Here is a 1,071-nt window from a genome sequence, read left to right as displayed (position 1 = left end):
CTTCACCGTGATCGACACGTTGTCGCCCGGCATGACCATTTCCTTGTCCTTCGGCAGCTCGATCGAGCCCGTCACGTCCGTCGTACGGAAGTAGAACTGCGGACGATAGTTGTTGAAGAACGGCGTGTGGCGGCCGCCTTCGTCCTTGCTCAGCACGTACACTTCTGCCGTGAAGTGCGTGTGCGGGTTGATCGAACCCGGCTTCGCCAGAACCTGGCCACGCTCCACGTCTTCACGCTTCGTGCCGCGCAGCAGGATACCCACGTTGTCGCCTGCCTGACCCTGGTCCAGCAGCTTGCGGAACATTTCCACGCCCGTGCAGGTCGTCTTCACCGTCGGCTTGATACCGACAATCTCGATTTCCTCGCCGACCTTCACGACACCGCGCTCAACGCGGCCCGTCACCACCGTGCCACGACCCGAGATCGAGAATACGTCTTCCACCGGCATCAGGAACGCACCGTCAACTGCGCGCTCCGGCGTCGGGATGTACGTGTCCAGCGCGTCGGCCAGGTTCATGATCGCCACTTCGCCCAGCTCGCCCTTGTCGCCTTCCAGCGCCAGCTTGGCCGAACCCTTGATGATCGGCGTGTCGTCGCCCGGGAAGTCGTACTTCGACAGAAGTTCGCGAACTTCCATCTCGACGAGTTCCAGCAGCTCAGCGTCGTCCACCATGTCGCACTTGTTCAGGAACACGATGATGTACGGAACGCCAACCTGACGCGCCAGCAGGATGTGCTCACGCGTTTGCGGCATCGGGCCGTCAGCGGCCGAGCACACCAGGATTGCGCCGTCCATCTGCGCTGCGCCCGTGATCATGTTCTTCACATAGTCAGCGTGGCCCGGGCAGTCAACGTGCGCGTAGTGGCGGTTAGCCGTTTCGTACTCGACGTGCGCCGTGTTGATCGTGATGCCGCGCGCCTTTTCTTCCGGCGCCGCGTCGATCTGGTCATACGCCTTCGCTTCGCCGCCGAACTTCGCGGTCAGCACCGTCGTGATCGCTGCCGTCAGCGTGGTCTTGCCGTGGTCAACGTGACCGATCGTGCCGACGTTCACGTGCGGCTTGGTCCG

General features: G+C 62.6%; 1 protein-coding gene. It reads right to left on the bottom strand.

Translation table 11 applies throughout. The annotated features are described in order from the left end of the window. A partial coding sequence (tuf, locus tag P3T40_RS44955; RefSeq protein WP_429274100.1) for an elongation factor Tu occupies positions 1-1,071 on the bottom strand: 1,071 nt, incomplete at both ends.

The sequence above is a fragment of the Paraburkholderia sp. EB58 genome (assembly GCF_050436665.1).
Taxonomy (GTDB): domain Bacteria; phylum Pseudomonadota; class Gammaproteobacteria; order Burkholderiales; family Burkholderiaceae; genus Paraburkholderia.
Note: the sequence above shows the minus strand (reverse complement) of the source record. Positions and strands in the feature narration are given on the sequence as shown.